The organism is Nocardia sp. NPDC005998 (genome assembly GCF_040614395.1).
GTDB lineage: Bacteria > Actinomycetota > Actinomycetes > Mycobacteriales > Mycobacteriaceae > Nocardia.
Window position 1 is genome coordinate 37,942 of the sequence record NZ_JBEXUI010000039.1, and the last position, 20,236, is coordinate 58,177.

General features: G+C 65.7%; 16 protein-coding genes and 1 pseudogene. 6 read left to right on the forward strand and 11 right to left on the reverse strand.

Annotated features, from left to right (window positions below):
- Positions 1–16 precede the first annotated feature (16 nt).
- On the reverse strand, positions 17–901 hold the full coding sequence (locus ABZ293_RS34395; RefSeq protein WP_355187603.1) for a sigma-70 family RNA polymerase sigma factor: 885 nt from the start codon (positions 899–901) through the stop codon (positions 17–19).
- Positions 902–1,002: 101 nt separating this feature from the next.
- Here ABZ293_RS34395 and ABZ293_RS34400 point away from each other — a divergent pair, with 101 nt between their 5' ends.
- Entirely contained in the window at positions 1,003–1,350 is a 348-nt protein-coding gene (locus tag ABZ293_RS34400; protein WP_355187605.1) for a DoxX family protein, read from the forward strand.
- 408 nt (positions 1,351–1,758) lie between these two features.
- Here the strand turns inward: ABZ293_RS34400 and ABZ293_RS34405 are convergent, their stop codons facing one another.
- The 5 genes from ABZ293_RS34405 to ABZ293_RS34425 all read right to left on the reverse strand — a co-directional run bounded on the left by ABZ293_RS34405 (position 1,759) and on the right by ABZ293_RS34425 (position 8,324).
- Positions 1,759–3,354, reverse strand: a complete 1,596-nt coding sequence (locus ABZ293_RS34405; protein ID WP_355187607.1) for a GMC family oxidoreductase N-terminal domain-containing protein — start codon at positions 3,352–3,354, stop codon at positions 1,759–1,761.
- 121 nt (positions 3,355–3,475) lie between these two features.
- Positions 3,476–4,873, reverse strand: a complete 1,398-nt coding sequence (locus tag ABZ293_RS34410) for an NtaA/DmoA family FMN-dependent monooxygenase (protein ID WP_355187609.1) — start codon at positions 4,871–4,873, stop codon at positions 3,476–3,478.
- The gene (locus tag ABZ293_RS34415) at positions 4,873–5,961 is read right to left on the reverse strand and encodes an LLM class flavin-dependent oxidoreductase (RefSeq protein WP_355187610.1); all 1,089 of its coding nucleotides are present in this window, start codon (positions 5,959–5,961) and stop codon (positions 4,873–4,875) included. The genes ABZ293_RS34410 and ABZ293_RS34415 overlap by 1 nt, the downstream gene beginning before the upstream one ends.
- 163 nt (positions 5,962–6,124) lie before the next feature.
- Entirely contained in the window at positions 6,125–7,576 is a 1,452-nt protein-coding gene (locus tag ABZ293_RS34420; RefSeq protein WP_355187612.1) for an MFS transporter, read from the reverse strand.
- Between the two features lie 118 nt (positions 7,577–7,694).
- Positions 7,695–8,324 carry a peptide deformylase gene (locus ABZ293_RS34425; RefSeq protein WP_355187614.1) on the reverse strand — a complete coding sequence of 210 codons (630 nt, stop codon included), beginning with the start codon at positions 8,322–8,324 and terminating at the stop codon, positions 7,695–7,697.
- A 167-nt stretch (positions 8,325–8,491) separates the two neighbouring features.
- On the opposite strand from ABZ293_RS34425, the gene car reads away from it, so the two are divergent.
- The gene (gene car / locus ABZ293_RS34430; protein ID WP_355187616.1) at positions 8,492–11,971 is read left to right on the forward strand and encodes a carboxylic acid reductase; all 3,480 of its coding nucleotides are present in this window, start codon (positions 8,492–8,494) and stop codon (positions 11,969–11,971) included.
- Positions 11,972–11,989: 18 nt separating this feature from the next.
- Here car and ABZ293_RS34435 read toward each other — a convergent pair whose 3' ends face one another.
- The 3 genes from ABZ293_RS34435 to ABZ293_RS34445 are packed head-to-tail and all read right to left on the reverse strand — an operon-like array spanning position 11,990 to position 15,004.
- On the reverse strand, positions 11,990–12,613 hold the full coding sequence (locus ABZ293_RS34435) for a TetR/AcrR family transcriptional regulator (protein ID WP_355187618.1): 624 nt from the start codon (positions 12,611–12,613) through the stop codon (positions 11,990–11,992).
- Positions 12,614–12,626: 13 nt separating this feature from the next.
- Positions 12,627–13,523, reverse strand: a complete 897-nt coding sequence (locus tag ABZ293_RS34440) for an SDR family oxidoreductase (RefSeq protein ID WP_355187620.1) — start codon at positions 13,521–13,523, stop codon at positions 12,627–12,629.
- Entirely contained in the window at positions 13,520–15,004 is a 1,485-nt protein-coding gene (locus ABZ293_RS34445) for an NAD(P)/FAD-dependent oxidoreductase (RefSeq protein WP_355187622.1), read from the reverse strand. The genes ABZ293_RS34440 and ABZ293_RS34445 overlap by 4 nt, the downstream gene beginning before the upstream one ends.
- A 533-nt stretch (positions 15,005–15,537) precedes the next feature.
- On the opposite strand from ABZ293_RS34445, the gene ABZ293_RS34450 reads away from it, so the two are divergent.
- The 4 genes and pseudogenes from ABZ293_RS34450 (at position 15,538) to ABZ293_RS34465 (ending at position 18,522) form a co-directional block, all read left to right on the forward strand.
- Positions 15,538–16,101, forward strand: coding sequence for a hemerythrin domain-containing protein (locus ABZ293_RS34450; protein WP_355187624.1), 564 nt, complete (start codon positions 15,538–15,540; stop codon positions 16,099–16,101).
- Positions 16,102–16,202: 101 nt separating this feature from the next.
- Positions 16,203–17,105 (forward strand): helix-turn-helix transcriptional regulator, encoded by a 903-nt coding sequence (locus ABZ293_RS34455; protein WP_355187626.1) that lies wholly within the window; start codon positions 16,203–16,205, stop codon positions 17,103–17,105.
- A 283-nt stretch (positions 17,106–17,388) separates the two neighbouring features.
- Positions 17,389–18,252: pseudogene (locus ABZ293_RS34460) on the forward strand (IS481 family transposase); the annotation flags it as partial.
- A gap of 36 nt (positions 18,253–18,288) precedes the next feature.
- On the forward strand, positions 18,289–18,522 hold the full coding sequence (locus tag ABZ293_RS34465) for a hypothetical protein (protein ID WP_355187628.1): 234 nt from the start codon (positions 18,289–18,291) through the stop codon (positions 18,520–18,522).
- Positions 18,523–18,618: 96 nt separating this feature from the next.
- On the opposite strand, the gene ABZ293_RS34470 is transcribed toward ABZ293_RS34465, so the two are convergent.
- Both ABZ293_RS34470 and ABZ293_RS34475 read right to left on the reverse strand, forming a co-directional pair.
- Complete coding sequence (locus tag ABZ293_RS34470) at positions 18,619–18,900, reverse strand: Scr1 family TA system antitoxin-like transcriptional regulator (RefSeq protein WP_355187630.1); 282 nt, start codon at positions 18,898–18,900, stop codon at positions 18,619–18,621.
- Between the two features lie 162 nt (positions 18,901–19,062).
- Complete coding sequence (locus tag ABZ293_RS34475) at positions 19,063–20,217, reverse strand: alpha/beta fold hydrolase (protein WP_355187631.1); 1,155 nt, start codon at positions 20,215–20,217, stop codon at positions 19,063–19,065.
- Between the last annotated feature and the right edge of the window lie 19 nt (positions 20,218–20,236).

Below are 20,236 nucleotides of genomic sequence, written 5' to 3' on the forward strand. Positions count from 1 at the left end.
CACTGCGCCTGGCGGGTCAGCGGAATTCGGGCAGCACGGCCAGGTCGAGGTCGCGCAGCCGGAACGGATCGGCGATCACCTCGTAGCCCGCGATCCGGTTGTGCTCGACCGTAACGGCAAGGGCGAGTAGCAGTTTGCCGCGCGGGGCGACAATGATGCCGACCGCACCGTTGACGAGCGCGAGCGTGGCGACCTGGGAGCGGCGGCGCAGGATGACGGTCTCGCGGGCCACCTCCTGCGCGCCACGGACGACCAGCGCCATACCCGAGGGCAGTGCGGCGGGATCGGCCGTGCGCACCACGTCGGGAGCCAGCACCGCGAGCAGCGCATCGAGATCACCGCTGCGGGCGGCGGCGAGGAAGGCATCGACGACGTGCCGCTGCTCGGCGAGTTCCGCGGTGGATGCGGTGGCATCGCTGTGGGCCCGGGCGCGGGCACGGCTGGCGAGCTTCTTGGTGGTGGCCGTTGTGCGGCCCAGGATGGGTGCAATCTGGTCGAACGGCACCGCGAACATATCGTGTAGCACGAACGCGACCCGCTCGTCGGGCCCGAGCGTATCCAATACCACCAGCAGCGCCCGTCCGACCGAATCGATCAGTACCGCTTCGCTTTCCGGATCACGGTCATAGGCGGAATCGCCGAGATCGGTGATCCGATCGATCAGATCCTCGCGCCGGGCGGCCCGCGAGCGCAGCATATCGAGGCAGATCCGGGAGACCACCGTCGTCAGCCAGCCCGCTAAATTCTCGACCTCGCCGGTGTCGGAGCGGGCCAGCCGCAGCCACGCCTCCTGCACCGCGTCATCGGCTTCGCTGGCCGACCCCAACATCCGGTACGCGACCCCCCGCAGGTGATCGCGGTGCGTTTCGAATCGTCGCGCCAACAAGTCCTGTGCGTGCATCGGTCACCTTTCGTTATCGGCATCCGTCAGGTGGATAGGGCGATCGGGTGCCGCACCACGATCGCAGACTCACAGAACCGAGACACCCGGAGGGTATTCCCATGTCAGTCGCATATGTCGCCGTCACCATCCTCGCCGCGGTCGCCGCCCTGTTCGCCGCGGGCTTCGATATTGTCAAGGCGGATAAGGTGCGCGAGACCATGCAGGAGTATGGCCTCCCGCAATGGGCACTCAACCCCTTGGCGGCGCTGAAAGCGCTCGGCGCCTTCGGCCTGCTGATCGGGCTGGCCATCCCACCGCTGGCCCTGGCCGCCGCCATCTGCCTCGTGCTCTACTTCCTCGGCGCGGAAATCACCATCCTCCGCGCGAAGTGGTACCCCCACCTCACCTATCCGTTGCCGTACCTGATCCTGGCCGCGGCCTCGCTCGCACTCTTCACCTTCGCCTGAGCCGCAGCGCGATCGGCCGAGTACGCCGCGGAATGCGTGGGCAGTGTCCGCCCGGCCGCGGCATCCACCTATGCTGTGGCATCCGCCCATGCTGGACGTCGTGCCATGCGCGTGTGCAGCCTCGGCCGATGCGACGTCGCCGCGTGGATATGCGACAACCGCCTCGAGCGGGCGAAGCAATCGAGGCGGATCGAGTCCGATTGGGTGTCTGCCCAATGACGCTCGCCGCTTCGACGCAGTCGGTGCCGCACAGCACCCGACGCTCGCTTGCGCACGATGCGATATTGCACTGCATGCCATTTCGGACCCGTTATCCGTCAGCGAGTCCGCGAGTCGATGCTCGAGCCGAATGTCCTTGGCCTGCGCCGAGTACCGCTGGACACCGAGCGCATCCGACTCCGACGAGCGCTAGCCCAGGATGAAATCGGCCGCCTGCTCACCGATGAAAACGCTCGGTGCATGCGTATGTCCGCGAATCAGCAGTGGCATGACCGATGCGTCGGCGACGCGAAGTCCTTGCACTCCACGCACTTCCAGTCGTGGTGTGACGACGCTGCTCGCGTCGGAACCCATCCGGCAGGTGCCGACCGGGTGATACAAGGTGTGCGAGAAGCCGTTCAGCGTCAATTCCATGGCGGCTTCCATCTCCGCGGGCGCCTGCGGCGGATAGATCAGCGGACCGAGTACCGCTTTCATGGCCGGTGCGGCGGCGATTTCGGCGCAGACCCGCAGACCCGACATGATCGCGGCCCGGTCCGCGCCGCCGCTATCGGACAGATAACGCGGGTCGATGATCGGTTTGGAGGTCGGATCGGTGGACGCCAATGAGATGCGACCCCGGCTGTGCGGGCGCAGCAGCACCGTCGCCAGCACCACGCCGTGCTCGGTCGGATCGACCAGGCCCTCGTAGAAGAACGGCGCTGGCGCGAAAATCAGCTCCAGATCCGGCAATTCGAGATCGGAGCGGCTGCGGACGAACCCGTAGGCCTCACCGACATTGGAGGTGAGCATGCCGCGGTGCCGGATGAAATAGTCGAGGAGCTGAAGCGGCTTTTCCGCGGTGAACAGTGAATCGGATTCGACACCGTAGCCGAGCGCCGCGACCAGGTGGTCCTGCAGATTGGCGCCCACCTCGGGCGCATGGTGCACCAGCGGAATGTGGTGGCGCGCAAGTTCGTCCGCATCGCCGATACCGGAGAGCATGAGCAGCTGCGGGCTGTTGATCGCACCACCGCAGAGCACCACCTCGCGCCGGGCTGCCACCGTATGGGTGCTGCCGCCCTGGCGGTACTCCACCCCCGTCGCGCGCGGCGTCCCGGTGGGCGAGGTCTCGAAAATGACCCGGGACGCGAGTGCCTCGGTATGCACAATGAGGTTCGGGCGGCGCATGGCGGGCTTCAGGTACCCGTCGGCGGTGCTCCAGCGCCTGCCGCCGTGCTGGGTCACCATGGTTTCGCTGAACCCCTCCGGCTGTGGCCGGTTCGGCGGCTCCACCTCGAACCCGGACTCCTGGACCGCGGCCAGGTAGGCCGCGGTCAGCGCGCGCGGACTGCGCTGCCGGGAAATATGCAGCGGCCCGTTCGCACCCTCATCCGGGTATTGGGCGTCCTCGACGCTCTCGATCTTGCGGAACTGCTCGACCGCCGCCGCGAACCCCCACTCGTCCCCGGCCAGCAGCGCCCACTCGTCATAGTCGGCGCGGAATCCGCGCACCCACATCATCGCGTTCATCGACGATGAGCCGCCGAACATTTTGCCGCGCGGCCAGTAGATCTGCCGATTCTTCAGCTCGGGCTGCGGTTCGGTGAGGTAGTCCCAGTCCACCTCCGAGCGGAACAGTTTCGCGAACGCCGCCGGAATGTGGGCGAATTTGTTCTTATCCTGCGGCCCCGCCTCCAGCACCACCACCGTGACATTCGGGTCGGCGCTGAGCCGATTGGCCAGGACCGCACCCGCGGACCCGGAGCCGACGATCACATAGTCCGCGGTCGCCCCTGTTTGCACTGTCCCACTCCGATCTGCGCTGCGTATGGCAAACATACGAGCAAGACGCGGTCCGAGGTTCGGTTTCGGTGACAAACCGGTCGTCTTTCCCGGATCGGATCGGATCGGGTGGGTATGGCGGTCAGCGCCTGGTCAGCGGCGGGCGGAGTCCGAGGTGTTCGCGCAGGGTGGTCCCGGTGTACTCGGTGCGATATGCGCCGCGCTCCTGCAGTTCCGGAATCAGCCGGTCGACGATCTCATCGAGTCCGGTGGGGACCAGATATGGCGAAATATTGAACCCGTGCGTCGCGCCGTGGCGCACCCAGCGGGTCAGCTCATCGGCGACCTGGCCGGGAGTGCCCGCGAAGCCGGATCGCTGCGACGTCTCGATGGCGACCTGGCGCAGCGACAGATTCTTGGCCTCGGCCAGTGCTCGCCACTCCCGCGCGATCGCCACCGGGTCCTGGCCGTCGCGCTGGGCGCCGCGTTCACCGGAAATCACCCGGGGCCGTGGATCGTCCGCGGGCAGCGGGCCATCCGGGTCGAGGTCGGACAGATCGCGACCCCACACCTGGCCGACCAGCGAAAGCGCGGTCTGACCGGTGAATTGCGCCTCCAGCACCCAGCGCGCCTTCTCCTCGACCTCGGATTCCTTCTCGGCCAGCACGATCTGGGTTCCGGGCAGGATCTTGATGTCATCGGCCGGGCGACCCGCACGCACCAGACGCTCGCGAATATCGTTCGCGAAGGCCAGTGCGGCATCGAAATGCGTGCCGTGCCTGGAGAAGATGACATCCGCATTGGCCGCCGCGAAATCGCGGCCCGCGGGCGAATCACCGGCCTGGAAGATCACGGGGTGGCCTTGGGCGCTGCGCGGCAGGGTTGGGGTGATGGAGACCTGGAAGTGGTCGCTATCGCGGGTCACCCTGCGCACCGAATCCGGTGCGGCCCAGTGGGTTTCCTGGCGTGCGGTCGCGATCGCACTATCGGCCCAGGCATCCCAGATTTCGCGGGCCGTCCGGACGAATTCGCCCGCGCGCTCATAGCGCTGCGCGTGATCGAGGAAGCCGCCACGCCGGAAATTCGCACCGGTCCAGGCATTGTCGGTGGTGACGGCGTTCCAGCCCGCCCGGCCGCCGGACAGCAGGTCCAGTCCGGCGAGTCGGCGCGCGAGGTCGGCCGGTTCGTTATAGGTGGTGTTCTGGGTGGCGACCAGACCGATCTGCCGGGTGATCCCGGCCAGTGCCGCCAGCTGGGCGATGGCATCGGGACGGCCCGCGATATCGGTATCGAGCAGCTGACCGTGCTGCTCGCGCAGGCGCAGCCCCTCGCCGAGGAAGAACGCGTCGAAGAGTCCGCGCTCGGCGGTGCCGATGATGCGTCGGAATGTCTCGAAGTCGATCTGGGAACCGCTGCTCGGATCCGACCAGATGGTGGAATGGTTGACGCCCTGAAAGAAAACACCGAAATGAATCTGTGCGTCGGGGAACGGAACCTCACGCCCATCCGCCGCCCGACTGTCGCCCGAGACTGTACTCATCAGTGCTGATCCTTCGCGTATCGATTGATCGGCCGCGCCAGGCCGAGATTGGCGCGCAGGGTCGAGCCCGGCACCGGGCGGTGAAGCACACCGGATCGGAACAGTGCGGGCAGGACGTGGCGCGCCAGCGCCGGGAGGTCCTCGTCGATAACGGCCGGATGCAGGCGTACGCCGTCGACGTGGTGTGCGAGTTCGGTAATGAGGCGGACGAGGTCGGTGGGCGAGCCCGAGAAGGTCAGGCGCTCTGTGGGATCCCCGGACGCGTATTCGTCCAGATCGGCGATGCGTTGAGCCGCCGTCGCATGCGGGATGTCCAGGGCGACCTCGAGTTCGGCGAAAACGAGTGCGCCGGTGGCTCGCGCGCGGTCGGCAGCGGCCAGGGTCTGTGCGAGATCGCGTCCCGCGACGAGGATCACGTCGGCCGCGCCGGATTCGGTTGTGTCATCGGCGAAGACGACCACCTGCCCCTGCGGCGGCCGTGGCACGATTGCCGGCCCCCGCACCGAGAAGGTTTCGCCGGTGAAGTCGATGTAGTGCAACTTATCTCGATCGAGGAAGCGGCTCGCCGCATAGTCGCGCACGACGGCGTCGTCCTCCCACGAGTCCCACAGTCGGCGCGCGACCTCGATCGAATCCCGTTGTTCGCGTGCGAGTTCCGCTTCGGTGGTGCGTGCGGGCCGACCCCAGGTGGTGGCGGCCGCTGGGTCGGCAATGGTGGTCGCGATCCAGCCGCCGCGCCCGCGCGAGGCATAGTCCAGCGTGGCCAGCTGCGAGGAGGTGTGGAACGGTTCCGCGTAGGTGGTCGCCACGGTCGCCACCAGTCCGATGGTGCTGGTGGTCGCCGCGACGAACGATGCCCGCGTCACCCCGTCGATGCGCGCCGGGGGATGGTCCAGGGGCGGCAGGATCGAATCGGCGAACGTCGCGAGCGTAAAGCCGGCATTCTCGGCCGCACTGACGCGTTTGCGCAGCTTATCGCCGGTAAGGAAGGCGTCGGGTGGATGCGCGGCCCGCCGCCATGCGGCGGGGTGATATCCCTCGCCATCCAATTCGATGCCCACCGCGAAGACGTTTCCGCTCCTGCTCATAGGTATGACGATCGTCAAACTTGCCCGGCGCCGCCAGTATTAGCGTCGCGCTGATCCGAATCGGTCCGACCTCGGATCGCGATGACGCGAACCATGTCGCGTGGTACATAGCGCGATCCCGGGTTCGCCGTCCGAACGGCGAACCCGGGATCAGCTGTCGCGACTACCGCGCCGCGCGAGCGGACAGCGCCGCAGCCACCAGCACCGTGACACCTTCTGCGATCGCCGTCCCGCCCAGAGCATGTGCCGCAGAGAGCACCGTGGTTCCGGCGAGTCCCAGGAACACCGACCCGAAGCAGGCGATGCCCACCACAATGCCGAGTTGCACGCTGGTGACCAGAATGCCGCTGGCATCGGCCGCGAGGGCCATGGGAATCCGGGCCAGGGTGCGGGTCATCAACGGGCTGAAGGCCAGACCGTTGCCGATGCCCTGGATGCCGAAGACGACCAGCGCCAGCGGGCCGAAATCGGCGCCGTTGCGCAGCATCATGCCGAGCACCACCATGGTGACCGCGGCGAGTACCAGGCCGAACGGAATCATGCCGGCGTGGAAGCGATGTGGGATCCGCTCCCAGTTCAGACTGGCCAGTGCGAAGGTCGCGCCCATCGGGATGAACAGCAGGCCCGCGTGCAATGCGGTGTAGCCGAGGGTGCTCTGCAGGTGGATCGCCATGACGAACATCCAGCCGCCGAAGGTGGCCATGATCGTGAACAGCGTGCCCGCGGTCAGTGTCAGTCCCGGCGACTTCAGCACGCGCTGGGCGAAGAGCGGTTCACCGTCGCGAGCCGCGACCGCCCGCTCGATCAGCACGAACAATCCGATACCGAGCACACTGGCGCCCAGGGCGATCCATGTCCACAGCGGCCAGTCCTGCTCATGTCCCAATACCAAGGGCAGCACGAGCAGCAGCACCGATACGGTGAGCATCGTCAGACCGGCCAGATCCAGCTTGCGATCGAATCGCGCTGTGGCCGAGGGCAGAACCCGCGGGGCGATCAGCAGGAGCACCGCGCCGATCGGCACATTGACCAGGAATACGCCACGCCAGCTGCTCCCGAAAAGGTCGGCATTGACGATCAGTCCACCCGCCACCTGGCCGACGACCATGCCGCCGGAGATGATCGCCGAGTACGCGCTGAGCGCCTTGGCTCGCGCATTGCCGGTGAAGTTCCGCTGGATCATGGTCATGATCTGCGGAATCATCGCGGCCGCACCGGCACCCTGGATGAACCGGAATACGATGAGCGACAACTCATTCCACGCCAGCCCGCACGCCAGCGAGGCAATGGTGAACACCGCGAGCCCGGTGATGAAGGTGCGACGCTGGGTGAACCGATCACCTAATCGCGCACCCGTGACGAGCAGTACGGCATAGGCGATCACATATCCCGCGACGATCAACTGCAATGCGGATCCGCTGGTATGCAACGAGATACGAATAGAAGGTATGGCGACATTGACGATCGACGCGTCGAGCACCGCCATGAATTGTCCGGTGAGCAATACCGCGAGCACCGCGATGGTTCGCCGCGCACCGAACGCGGCAGGCTGAACCGCCGGACCCGCAGCGGCCGATGTGGCCGCAGCGGTACTCGGCTGCAAGGTCTGGGTCATGTTCTAGAGCTTGCAGCCGATCCGACACCAGTAACAGGAGTCCAGTAACACTGGTACTGGCAACACCCGGATAGCGAACGATCGCTCGGTCCCATCGCAGTATGCACGTGCGCGACGGTCAGGGGAACTCGAAGCCCAGAGCGGCGGCCGCGGTTGCGGGAGTCGGCTGGGACCAGCGCTCGGCGAGGGCTTCGGCGCTGGTGAGGGAGCGGGTGATGGCGTGGTCGATATAGAGGGTGCCATTGAGGTGGTCGGTCTCGTGTTGCACGATGCGTGCGGGCCAGCCGGACACCTCTTCATCCAGCTCGCGGCCGTATTCGTCCTGGCCGCGCAGGCGCACGCCGGCGTGGCGCGCGACCACGGCCTGCCAACCCGGGATGCTGAGGCAGCCTTCGAAGAATGCGGCCCGGATATCGCCGATCGGTTCATAGGTCGGATTGACCAGGACCCGGAACGGCAGTGGGATCCGGGCGCGGGCCGCGCGCACCTCGTCGGTCACCTCGGCCGGATCCTCCAGCACGGCCAGTCGCAGCGGTATCCCGACCTGCGGCGCGGCGAGCCCCACACCCGGCGCGGCGTGCATCGTCTCCCGCATCGCGAGCACCAATCGGCCGAGCTGCGCGTCGCTCAGCTGCCCGTCGTAGCGGGCGGCAGGGGTGCGAAGGACGGGATCGCCCGCGGTAACAATGGGCAGTGGGCGTGGGCCGTCGAGCAGGCCCTCGACCAGATCGGGGAGGGGGATCATCATGGTCTCAGGATCGCAAGTCGGCAGGTGGCGGCATGATCCGGCCGGAATTACTGCCCAATTCGGCCGGACCCGGAATATTTAGGCTAGCTAACGTATTAATAAATGTAGGCGCCTTTCTATGTGTACGGAACAACCGACGGTTGGCAACCCGCCGAAGGAGGCTGGCCATGATGACAGATACCCAGATGGAGCGGCTGATCGGCCGCATCACCGACCTGTACGCCACCTATCCGCAGATCCGCGACGCGCGACCGGACCCGCAGATCTTCGCCGCGATTCGAGAACCGGGACTCAGCCCAGCCCAGATCGCGGAGATGGTGATGACGGGCTATGCGGATCGCCCGGCGCTCGGGCATCGCGTCAGCGAACCGACCACTGACTATGCGGGACGCCACACCCTGCGGCTGCGGCCCGAATTCGAGACAATCACCTACGGGGAGCTGTGGGCGCGGGTCGCCGCGATCGCCGCGGACTGGCAGCACGACGCCGAAAACCCGCTGCGCGCCGGTGATTTCGTCGCGACCCTCGGTTTCACCAGCGGCGACTACATTGCTCTCGACCTAGCATGTCTATACCTCGGCGCGGTCGCCGTGCCGCTGCAGGCGAGCGCATCGCCCGCGCAGCTGTCGGCGATCCTGGCGGAGACCGCACCGCGCATCCTCGCCGCGACCCCCGAAAACCTCGATGCCGCGATCGAATGCGTATTGGCCGGACCGACGCCGGAACGTTTGGTCGTCTTCGACTACCACCCCGAGGACGACGAGCAGCGCGCCGCATTCGAATCGGCCCGGTACCGGCTCGCGAACACACCGATAGTGGTGGAGTCACTGGATTCGGTACTCGAACGCGGTCGCGCGCTGCCACCCGCGCCGCTGTTCGTTCCCGACGGCGACGCGCTCACCCTGCTGATCTACACCTCCGGCAGTACCGGAACCCCCAAGGGGGCCATGTACACCGCCGGGCTGGTGACCGCGATGTGGTTGGCCCAGGCCGAGGTGGCCGCGATCAACCTGAACTACATGCCCATGAGCCATGTCGCCGGGCGCATGGCGCTGTACGGAGTGCTGGCCCGCGGCGGCACCGCGTATTTCACGGCCAAGAGTGATGTCTCGACGTTGTTCGAGGATATCGGCCTGGTGCGCCCGACCGAGCTGTTCTTCGTACCGCGCATCTGCGATATGGTCTTTCAGCGCTATCAGAGTGAAATCGCGCGGCGCTCCGAACCGGGTATCGACCGTGCCGAACTCGACCATGTGGTGAAGGCCGAACTGCGCGAAGACTTTCTGGGCGGCCGGTTCATCACCGCGATCGTCGGCAGCGCACCGCTGGCCCCGGAGATGAAGACGTTCATCGAATCGGTCATCGATATGGAGCTGCACGACGGCTACGGCTCGACCGAAGCGGGCGGCAGCATCATGATCGATAACCTGATCTGCCGTCCACCGGTCCTCGACTACAAGCTGGTCGATGTGCCCGAGCTGGGGTATTTCGGCACCGACCAGCCGCATCCGCGCGGCGAACTGCTGTTGAAGACGACGACCATGATTCCGGGCTACTACAAGCGGCCCGAGGTCACCGCGGAGATCTTCGATGCGGACGGCTTCTACCGGACCGGTGACATCGTGGCCGAACTCGGGCCCGACCAGCTGGTCTACGTGGATCGTCGCAACAATGTGCTGAAGCTGTCCCAGGGTGAATTCGTCGCAGTCGCGCATCTGGAGGCCGTATATGCCAGCAGTCCACTGCTCGAGCAGATCTTCATCTACGGCAACAGCGAGCGCGCCTATCTGCTCGCGGTGATCGTGCCGACCGAAGAGGTGCTGCGCAGCGCCGATCCGAAAGCGGCACTGAGCGATTCGCTGCAACGTATCGCCAAGGACGCCGGGCTACATTCCTATGAGATCCCGCGCGACTTCCTGATCGAGACCGAACCGTTCACCGCCGATAACGGTCTGCTCTCCGGTATCGGCAAACTATTGCGCCCCAAGCTCATCGAGCGCTACGGCGACCGGTTGCAGCAGCTGTACGCCGAACTGGCCGAGGGACAGGCGGACGAACTGCGCGCGCTGCGCCGCGAAGCCGCCGAACTACCGGTGCTGGAGACCGTGAGCCGCGCCGCACAGGCGCTACTCGGCTGTGCCACCACCGATCTGCGACCGGATGCGCATTTCACCGATCTCGGCGGCGATTCCCTTTCCGCACTGTCATTTTCGAATCTGCTCCGCGATATCTTCGATGTCGAGGTGCCGGTCGGTGTCATCGTCAGCCCGGCCAACGGGTTGCGCGAATTGGCCGACTACGTCGAATCGGCACAGGGCTCCGGGGCGATCCGGCCCACCTTTGCGTCGGTACATGCCCGGACAGATCTCGCGCGTGCCGATGAACTGACGCTCGACAAATTCATCGATGCGCAATCACTCGCCGCCGCAACGACTCTCCCGCATGCGACCGCGACCCGGACCGTTCTGCTGACCGGTGCCAATGGCTACCTGGGCCGCTTTCTGTGTCTGGAATGGCTGGAACGACTGGATAAGACCGGCGGCACCCTGATCTGCGTCATCCGCGGCAAAGATGCGGCCGCCGCCCGTGCCCGGCTCGACGCGGCCTTCGACACCGGTGACCCGGAACTGATCCGGCACTACCGGGAGCTGGCCGCCCGCCGCTTGGAGGTGCTGCCCGGCGATATCGGCGAGCCGAATCTCGGCTTGGACGATGCGACCTGGCATCGGCTGGCCGATACCGTCGATCTGGTCGTGCACCCCGCCGCACTGGTCAATCACGTCCTGCCCTATAACCAGCTCTTCGGCCCCAATGTCGTTGGTACCGCGGAAATTATCCGCTTGGCCATCACCACGCGGATCAAGCCTGTGACCTATCTGTCCACCGTGGCCGTCGCCGACCAGATCCAGCCCTCGGCCTTCGAGGAGGATGGCGATATCCGTCGAATCAGCCCCACGCGTGCCATCGACGACAGCTACGCCAATGGTTACGGCAACAGCAAATGGGCGGGCGAGGTGCTGCTGCGGGAAGCGCACGATCGGTGCGGACTACCCGTTGCGGTCTTCCGATCCGATATGATCCTGGCCCACAGCCGATTCAACGGCCAGCTCAATATCCCGGATATGTTCACCCGGCTGCTGCTCAGTCTGGTCGCCACCGGCATCGCCCCGTACTCCTTCTACGAGACCGACGCCGACGGCAAACGGCAACGCGCACACTACGACGGCCTGCCCGCCGACTTCACCGCCGAGGCGATCACCACCCTTGGTGCGGAGGCGCGCAATGGTTTTCGAACCTTCGACGTGCTCAACCCGCACGATGACGGCATCTCCCTGGACGAATTCGTGGACTGGTTGGTCGAATCCGGCCACCCCATCCAGCGGATCGACGACTACCAGAAGTGGTTCAGCCGGTTCGAAACCGCCCTGCGCGCCCTGCCCGAGAAGCAGCGCCAGGCATCAGTGCTACCGCTGCTGCACGCCTACCGCCGTCCGGCTCGGCCCATCCGCGGCTCGGCCATCCCGGCGAAGGGTTTCACCGCCGCGGTCCAAGCCGCGAATATCGGGCCCGAGCACGATATTCCGCACCTGACACCCGCGCTCATCGAAAAGTACGTCAGCGATCTTCGGCTGCGCGGTCTGCTCTGAGTCCGCTCGAACCGGGACTCAGCCGAGCTCGAGGATGGTAACCGTGAGGCGGGTGGCGTAATCGACCACCGCGTCGCGGTCGGACTCGATATCGCCGTCGAGCCAGTCGAGGAACAGCGCGAGCAGCGCACCGGATATCGCGCTGACCGGCCGGGGGATCCGGCCGGAAGCGGCGGCGAATCGCGCGGCCTGCTCCGGTGCGAGTTGGGTGGCGACGAGTGTGACGAAGGCCGGAAGCGCATCGGCGCCGTGGGCGCGCAGGGTGTCATCCGCCAGGGTTTCCCGGAACATGATCCGTCCGCGGCGCGGGTCGTCCTGGAAGTACTGTGCCGCGGCATCGAAAGCCGCTCGGGCGCGGGCAGTTTCGTCGGCGGGGGCATCGCGCAGCCGGGTCGTGACGGCATCGAGCAGTCCGTGCGCGGTCTGGTCGTAGACCTCGACGAGTAGGGCTTCGCGATCGGGGAAGTTCTCGTAGAAGTAGCGCAGGCTCAAACCCGCCTCGCGGCAGACGGCCCGCATGGTGGTCGCCGCCGCGCCCTCGCCACCGAGCAGCGCGTATCCGGCCCGCACGAGCTGTTGGCGGCGTTCGGCGGACCGGCTTGCCATGGTGCTGCCGCGCCAGGTGCTGGCTGACGAACTCACAGATCCGATCATGTCATGTGCGCGCCGACGCATTCGGCGGGCGCGCGCCCGCGCGTTGTTCCAGCTTCCGGAGCAGGTCCCGGAGCTGTTCATCGGTGCTGAGGTACTGATCCATCAGCACATTGATCGCGCCGCGTAGCAGGGAATACGGCACCCATACGCGGGGTGCGATGGTACGCGGGGCGCGATGGGCGATGCCATCGGCGACGGCCAGCGCGGCGTCGGTGGCGCTGATGCGCTGATCGAGCGGCCAGGGCAGCATGGCGTCGGCGGCGCGGCCGAAATCGTCATCGTCGAGGGTGTGGTGGGTCATGGCCGTATCGACGATGCCGAAATAGGCGACCCCGGCGCTGGCGCCGGAGGCGGCCAACTCGACCCGCAGTGCGCGACCGAGCTGTTCGACACCGGCCTTGCTGATCATGTACGGGGAACCGCCCATACCCGGTGCGAATGCGGCACAGGAGGACACCACCACGACATGTCCGCCGGTGGCGACGATATCGTCGAGCGCGGGGCGGACGGTATTGAAGACACCGGTCAGGTTGACACCGATGACCCGGTCGAAGTCGGCCGGGTTCATGGTCCGCAGTGTGGCGGGCGTGGGCGCGATACCGGCGTTCGCGACCACTAGATCTGTGCGGCCGAAACGTTCACGAACCGTTGCGATGGCCGCGACCATACCGTCCCGGTCGGCGACATCGGCGCGCAGCGCGAACGCTCGGGAACCCAGTCGCGTTGCGGCAGTGCGTACTTCGGTCTCGTCGAGATCGAGCATGGCGACGGTCGCGCCGCGCCGATGCAGGATGCGGGCCAGTTCGCCGCCGATGCCGCGCCCGGCGCCGGTAATGACGGCGACCTTGTCGGTCACGTCGAAGGGGGTGTCGGTGGGCAGGAGTCGAAAGAGGTTCATGATGCCTCGGTGAGATAGGCGTCGGCGTCGAATCGCATCGTGCGGCGAGCGTATTCGAAACTCCAGTTCGGATACAGCCCGGCATTGTGGTTGCCGTCGGCGGTTTGGTAATAGCTGCGGCAACCGCCGGTGACCCATACCGTGTCCCGGCTGCGCTGTTCCATCTCCTCGACGAACGCCCGCTGTGCCTGTGGTCGCACCTCGATGCGGCGAAGACCGTTGTCTCGCATACGCTTTACCGCATCAACGATGTAGCGGATCTGCGCCTCGATCATGAAGATGGCGGATTGATTTCCGGCCGCGCCGAACGGGCCGAGGGTGGTGAAGAAGTTCGGAAACCCGGTTACGGAGGTGCCGAGATAGCTTTGCGGGCGTTGCCGATACAGCTGCGCGAGGGTGCGCCCGGCGGTGTCGTGGATGGCCTCGAATATCCGCGGTGGGACACCGAATCCGGTGCCCCAGATGATCGTATCCACCTCGTGTTCGGTGCCGTCGCGGGTGACGATCGATCGCGCCCGCACTTCCGCGATGCCGGAGGTCTCCACGTCGACATTCGGCTGTGTCAGAGCCGGATAGTAGGCATCGGAGAAGATCGCGCGTTTACAGCCGATCATATAGTCGGGTGTCAGCTTCCGGCGCAGTCGCGGATCGGGAACCTGTCGACGCAGCTGCAACCGGCCCAGCGCCTCGAAGGGGTGACGGAACCGCTTGTCCACGAACCCGACCAGCCCGAATCCCTCGATGCCGGTGAAATAGGCAGCGCGAATCGTCTTGCCCAGCAATGGCATCCGCCGCAGTAGTGTGCGCTCGACGGCGGTCGTCGCCCAATCCATGCGCGGCACGATCCACGGCGCCGAACGCTGGAATACCGTCAGCCGACCCACTACCGGCTGTATCTCCGGAATGAATTGCACCGCGGATGCACCGGTGCCGATCACCGCGACCCGCTCACCGGTCAAATCGTGGTCGTGATCCCAGTGCAGGGAATGGAATTGAGTGCCGGTGAAATTCGCAATGCCGGGCAGACCGGGGATCTGCGCCTCGCTGAACGGCCCGATCGCCGAGACGAGCACTTCGGCGGTACACGAACTCTGCCCCGTGTGTATACGCCACAGTCCGGCGGTCTCGTCCCACCTCGCGTCGAGTACTTCGCTGTTGTATCGAATATGCTGCGGCACACCGAACTTCTCGGCGACGCCGCGCAGATATTCGAGGATTTCCGGCTGCGTGCCGTACCGTCGCGACCAATTCGGATTCGGTGCGAATGAATACGAATACAGCATCGAGGGCACATCGCACGCGCACCCCGGATAGGTATTGGCGTTCCAGGTGCCCCCGAGATCGGTCCCGCGCTCGAGAATGACGAAGTCACGGAATCCGGCCTCGCGCAGTTTGACGGCCAATCCGATACCCGCGAATCCGGCGCCGATGATCACGATCGGCACATGGTCGTCCTGCGGTCGCGTTGTCGGCTGCTCCATCTGTACTCCTCGCCGCGGACCGGTCCCGCACACCTGAGGCTAGCGCGCTCTCGCGCCTACAGGAATCGGTCGATTCCAGTGGAATCATATGATTCCTATAATATTCTCGGGTGTCAAGGGGTGCGGTGGTGTCTCCACCGCTCAATGCGGACGACGGGCGTTCGGGTTGATCGCGTAATTTGCGGCGCACCTGCAACCTGCCGCGATGGCATTCGGCGCCGTGGTGGCCGGCGCAATAGGTGCCGATGGCCTGGGAGCACGGGGGCAGCGGACACCGAACGCGCCACACCGAAGCTTGCGGGACGGGTGGACGTGTGGCTGGTGGCGCGCAGTGCTCGGGTGCGGGCGACGCCCGCCGATCGGTTTCTGTGGCCCCTGAGCACGAGTGCCAACCTCAACCGGCTGTGGTGTTACCGCATCTCGGGGTGGATAAACGGTCGGCCAGTTATTCGAACGGAACGTGGCGCGCTGGTCGGTCGACGGAGGAGTATATGAAATACACCGCCGCCGTCGGCGCAGAAACGAGGTGCACGATGGGAAACCTGGATGAGAATGCGATCGACTTGCTGACCGCCCAGCACGAGCAGATCCGGCACCTGCTCGACAAGCTGAAAGCGGGCCAGGACGATAAGGGGGAACTGTTCACCGAGATGGTGCGGCTGTTGGCGGTGCACGAAACCGCCGAAGAGGAAGTCGTCCATGCGGTGGCGCGGCGCTCGGCATTCGGCGCCGATGAAATCATCAGGCCGAGACTCGTGGAGGAGAATGCGGTCAAGCATGCGCTTGCCGAACTGTACGATCTCGGCGTCGACCATCCCGAATTCGATACGAAGCTAGCTGATTTCGCCGCTGCCTTTACCGCGCACGCCGCGAACGAGGAGACCGAGGAATTCCCCTTCCTGCGCAAGCAGTTCTCGGTGAATCAGCTCGAACGCTGGGCAGGCATGCTGCGCGCCGCCGAAAAGGTCGCGCCCACCCGCCCGCATCCGCACGCGGGCGAGACCGGACTGGCGAACCTCGTGACGAGTCCACCGCTGGCGGTATTCGACCGTGTCCGTGACGCCGTCCGCGATTGGCGCCACACGAACGGTCACTGACGCGCAGCCGGGCCGAGGCGGCGAGGGCAACGGCCCACGCCGCCTGAAACTAGTACTGGCAGCACCTGGATACCGCTAGCAGATTCCGGGATCATCACAGGATGACCGATGTGGTGGATGTCCGCGCAGTACGCAAGGCACGCCGCGCCGAACTCGGCGCCTTCCTGAAGTCCCGCCGCGCGCGAATCACCCCCGAAGACGTCGGCCTACCCCCAGGGCCACGCCGCCGCACCCCGGGCCTACGCCGCGAAGAGGTCGCGCAACTGGCCGGAATCGGAATAACTTGGTACACCTGGCTGGAACAGGGGCGCCAAATTAATGTCAGCGTACAGGTTTTGAATGCGGTGGCGCGGACTTTGTCGTTGGATGCTGCGGAGAAGGCGCATTTGTATCGGTTGGCGGATGTGCCGACGGTGCCGACCGCGCACGCGGGAACTGCTCTGCCGGAGGAGCTTCAGGTGATTTTGGATCATTTGGAGCCGTTGCCGGGTGTGGTGCTGAGTCCGCGTTATGACGTGCTGGCTCACAATAAGTCCTATGAGGCACTGTGCCCGGGTTTCGTGCGGGGTGAACGGAATGTGGCGCGTCGGGTGTTTCTGACTCCGGAGTGCTGCAATACCTATCACCATAATTGGGATGACTTGCGGCGCATGGTCGGATACCTGCGTGGTTCGTATGCGAAGAATCTGGGTGATCCGAGTTGGGAGGATTTCATCTCCGATTTGTGTTCGGAGAGTGAGAGTTTCGCGTCCTTGTGGGCTCGTAATGATGTGGCGGTCCCGGCGAGTCGGACGAAGCAGATCCGCAACCTGGCGGTGGGGGAGTTGGAGATGTTCCTGACCAGCATGAGCCTGCCGTCGTTGCCGCATGCGTGGATGCAGGTGTATACCCCGACCGATGAGGTGGCGTGGGGGAAGTTGCGGGAGTTGTTGGCGATGAGTGAGGAGCAGCGGCAGTGTCCGTGGATCGAGCATCGCAAGCGGTACCACGTGGCGGCGGGGTAGCGGCTGGCGGGGGCAAGAGTGCGGTCGGGCCTTGGGTGGATGGTTTGGTGTGGCCGTGAGCCGGCGTGACGAAATGCTGTTGGCACGGTGGGGTGTGGTCACGCCAGGTAGGTGCGTAAACCGGTTCGATCTTGTGTGTCGTGTGAAGTCTCAGGACTCCCTTGACATTTCGTTCTCGGGACATTGTCGACAGATCGGCTAGCATCCTCAATGCTTGCGGGCCGTGCCGGATGCCGTCGGGGACCGTGACCGAGAGTGGTTGGTGGAGTAGCGATATCGCGCAGTGTTGGAGGTGCTTGACGGGTCACCGGTGGCGGAGGTGGCAGTCCGGTATGGGGTGTCGCGACAGTCGGTTTACACATGGAAGGCGAAGTACGAGTCCGGTGGTATGGACGCGTTGCGTCCGGTCTCGCGGCGGCCGCGGACCAGCCCGACTTGTCTGCCCGCTGATATCGAGGCTCTGGCGTGTGAGATGCGGCGCGCGCATCCGCGGTGGGGTGCTCGGCGAATCGCGTTCGAGCTGGCCCGATCCGGAGTTACCGCGGTGCCGTCGCGGGCGACCGTGCATCGGGTGTTGGTCCGCAATGGCCTGGTGCGCCGCCAGGACCAGCAGCACAGGCGCAAGTACGAGCGTTGGCAGCGTGAGGCCCCGATGCATTTGTGGCAGCTCGATCTGGTAGGCGGGGTGTTCCTGAAGGATGGTCGCGAGTGCAAGATGCTGACCGGTATCGATGATCACTCCCGGTTCATCGTTGTCGCGGCAGTGCTCGCGGTGCCGTCGGGACGAGCGGTTGCCGATGCGTTCCTGAAAGCGATGCGCATCCATGGCGTGCCCACAGAAGTGTTGACAGACAACGGAAAACAATTCACCGGCCGCTTCACCAAGCCCCGTCCGGCGGAGGTGCTGTTCGAACGAGTCTGCCGCGAGAACGGCATCACGGCACGGCTGACGAAACCGTTCTCACCAACGACCACGGGCAAGATCGAGCGGTGGCATCAGACCTTGCGTCGTGAACTGCTGGACCCGTCGGGTGCGTTCGAGGATCTGCCATCGGCGCAGGCAGCGATCACGGCATGGGTACACGCCTACAACCACTCGCGCCCGCATCAAGCACGGGACATGCAGACCCCGGCGACTTTGTTCCGGCCCAACGATTAGCCCGAACCGCTGACTGTCACCCGGATGACTGCCTCACCGCACGAGGCCGGCATGGACATGACCATGGGCACGGGTCCCGGCCCGGAGGAAGCGGGTCTGGTGCTGCCGTCCTCGGATGGTGCGGTGGAGTTCGACACCGTCGTGCCGCCGAGCGGGCAGATCGCCGTGCTCGCACCAGTGCAGTGTGCCGTCGGTGGTTCTCCACTCGGACACACGCGTATCCGGGTCAGCTCGCGTGTACGGCCTTCACACCGATGATCGGGTCACGTGCACGGTCCCCGAAAACGGCAAACTCGGTCAGTAGTGCGAAGGTTCATAGGTTGCGATCTCTGCGAGGGGCGGGTGATCGTCAGGTCAGCGCTGGGGGTTTCGACTATCACCGTTGCGCGGTCGAACAGGATAAGCCCTCGTGCCGGACACCGGTAGCGCGCCGTAAAGTTCGATGAGTCCCAGGCTGATCCGTGGGTTCTGGCTCGCTTCGATCAGCGCGTCCATCTGGTTGGCCATCACTTCGGCGCTGCCAACCGTGCGATACAGCGCGCCCGCCTCGATAAGGAAGGTGAAGCGGCGAGCACCGTTGCGCAATACCTTCTGTCGTTCCATCCGGGCGGGCGACGGCGTCGTCGAGATCGTCACGACCTTCTGGTGATGTCGATGCAGGCGCGCAGAATGCCGCGCACGTAGTCGGCGGATTGCAACGGGCCGGGGATCACGTTGACTTCGTGCCCGCGGATCAGTAGCGGCCGGACCCGGTCGGCCCAAGCTGCGCGAGCTCGGCATCGATGCCGACCTCGGTGTTCAGCCGCGCCGGTCGAAGATGCCGTCGAGCCAGTCGCAGACTTCTTGGGCGAGGCGGGTGGGGTTGTTGATCTGGCAGTGGGCGTCGGCGCCGGTGGCCGCGTCCAGTTCGATCAGTGTCTTGCGCTCGACGGGGAGCCCGTCGTGCCAGCGGCGGGCTTGGTCGATGAGGACGGGCGACTCACCGCCGCCGACGATGGACAGGAAAGCGCAGCCGACCTCGGACGGGTCGGCCTGGAAGGTGGCGAGCAGTTTCGCGAACTCGACTGGCGTGGCCAGGCCGGAGCGCCACTGGTACATCCGAAAGCTGTCGCGCATCGCTCCGCTGGCTGCCATGACCTCGACCACCTCGACGGGCAGTACGCTGCCGAAGTCGGAGATCGGGGTGCTGGCAATGCAGGCGGCGATGCGGCGTTCGGACATTACGGCGCGGCTGACCATGTAGCCGCCGCCGCTCATACCCATGATGGCCAGCCCCGCCGGGTCCTGGCCGTAGGTGTCGATGAGGTGGTCGACGATCGCGCTGATCGGCCGTTCGGTCTCGGTCATGAAGTGCAGGCCGCGTAGCGGGGTGCTGCCCTGACCGGGCAGGTCGACGATCAGGGTGGTGTAGCCGCGCCGCCACGCGTTCAGGCCGATGAGGTGGTACATGTCCTCCCGGCCAGTGTCGCCGCCGCCAATTATGACGAGTGTGGGGGCATCCGGTCCGGCGTCCAGGCGCAGCCCGGGAAGCGGCGCCGGCTGGAACGGGATCTCCAGGTAGGTCAGGGGCAGGTCCAGCAGCGCGACCGCGTCGGCGAACGCGCTCTCGTACTTGCCGATCAGGGTTTCGAACGCGGCAGTATCGCCGACGAACTGCCAAGCCTGCCGGTAGCAGTAGTAGGCCTTCATCAGGACCTCGCCAGCGCTGCGTCGCCGCCCCTGCGCCTGCCAGTCCGCCGCCAGTGTCCGCTGTGCGTCGCCGTAGGCTTCGAACTCGCGCGCCCAGCTTGCCGTGTCCCCGTCCTCGATCCGGGAAGCGATGTAGTAGAGCTCGCCCGAGTCCAGGCCGCCGGTCTTGGCCGCGCCTGCCGACCACTGGAAGATGAAATCCATGTCGCGGTCGTCGAACCGGTAGCGGATCTCGTTGCCGCGCCGCAGTTTCTCGTTGCTCATGTCGGCCACATTAGGAGCC

Bases quoted from the DNA above. Each gene is read 5' to 3' on its own strand.
- ABZ293_RS34445 (WP_355187622.1), bottom strand. From the start codon at position 15,004: ATGGAGCAGCCGACAACGCGACCGCAGGACGACCATGTGCCGATCGTG.
- ABZ293_RS34395 (WP_355187603.1), bottom strand. From the start codon at position 901: ATGCACGCACAGGACTTGTTGGCGCGACGATTCGAAACGCACCGCGAT.
- ABZ293_RS34440 (WP_355187620.1), bottom strand. From the start codon at position 13,523: ATGAACCTCTTTCGACTCCTGCCCACCGACACCCCCTTCGACGTGACC.
- ABZ293_RS34475 (WP_355187631.1), bottom strand. From the start codon at position 20,217: ATGAGCAACGAGAAACTGCGGCGCGGCAACGAGATCCGCTACCGGTTC.
- ABZ293_RS34425 (WP_355187614.1), bottom strand. From the start codon at position 8,324: ATGATGATCCCCCTCCCCGATCTGGTCGAGGGCCTGCTCGACGGCCCA.
- ABZ293_RS34410 (WP_355187609.1), bottom strand. From the start codon at position 4,873: ATGAGTACAGTCTCGGGCGACAGTCGGGCGGCGGATGGGCGTGAGGTT.
- ABZ293_RS34450 (WP_355187624.1), top strand. From the start codon at position 15,538: ATGGGAAACCTGGATGAGAATGCGATCGACTTGCTGACCGCCCAGCAC.
- ABZ293_RS34415 (WP_355187610.1), bottom strand. From the start codon at position 5,961: ATGAGCAGGAGCGGAAACGTCTTCGCGGTGGGCATCGAATTGGATGGC.
- ABZ293_RS34455 (WP_355187626.1), top strand. From the start codon at position 16,203: ATGACCGATGTGGTGGATGTCCGCGCAGTACGCAAGGCACGCCGCGCC.
- ABZ293_RS34465 (WP_355187628.1), top strand. From the start codon at position 18,289: ATGACTGCCTCACCGCACGAGGCCGGCATGGACATGACCATGGGCACG.
- car (WP_355187616.1), top strand. From the start codon at position 8,492: ATGATGACAGATACCCAGATGGAGCGGCTGATCGGCCGCATCACCGAC.
- ABZ293_RS34400 (WP_355187605.1), top strand. From the start codon at position 1,003: ATGTCAGTCGCATATGTCGCCGTCACCATCCTCGCCGCGGTCGCCGCC.
- ABZ293_RS34420 (WP_355187612.1), bottom strand. From the start codon at position 7,576: ATGACCCAGACCTTGCAGCCGAGTACCGCTGCGGCCACATCGGCCGCT.